The organism is Pontibacter sp. HJ8, from assembly GCF_054824225.1.
The window spans coordinates 1-494 of the sequence record NZ_JSYF01000597.1 but is presented as its reverse complement, the minus strand read 5'-3'; the positions used below and the strand labels follow the sequence as shown (position 1 = coordinate 494).

General features: G+C 57.5%; 1 pseudogene. It reads left to right on the top strand.

Going from position 1 to position 494, the window contains the following annotated elements:
* Nucleotides 1-494 (top strand): annotated as a pseudogene (locus OB13_RS19855) (hypothetical protein); the annotation flags it as partial.

Here is a 494-nt window from a genome sequence, read left to right as displayed (position 1 = left end):
CACTTCCAACACCATTAAGATTAAAGTGGGCAGCACGGAAGGTGTTCTGAAAGCAGCCGCTGTGAATACGTGCGGTACAAGCGAACAGGCCAGCCTCACCATCACGCCCACCGTCATTCCGGCTAGACCGGGTGCTATAGCCGGCCCGGCAGTGGTATGTGCCACACTGGTAGGCAATGAATACAGCATCGCTGCCGTACCAGGCGCTACTACTTATACCTGGTCAGTACCTGCCGGATGGGAAATCACCTCAGGCCAGGGCACAACCAGCATCACCGTGTCAGCGGGTACTGCCGGCGGTACCGTAAAAGTGGTAGCAGCCAATGAGTGCGGCACCAGCCCGGAAAGAGCGTACACGACTACAATTAACACCATACCTGCAACTCCAGTGGCTATCACAGGCAGCAGCAGTGTGTGTGCCGGGGTGACAGCAACCTATGCGGTGACAGCGGTGACCGGTGTAGCCTATACCTGGACGGTGCCTGCAACAGGTG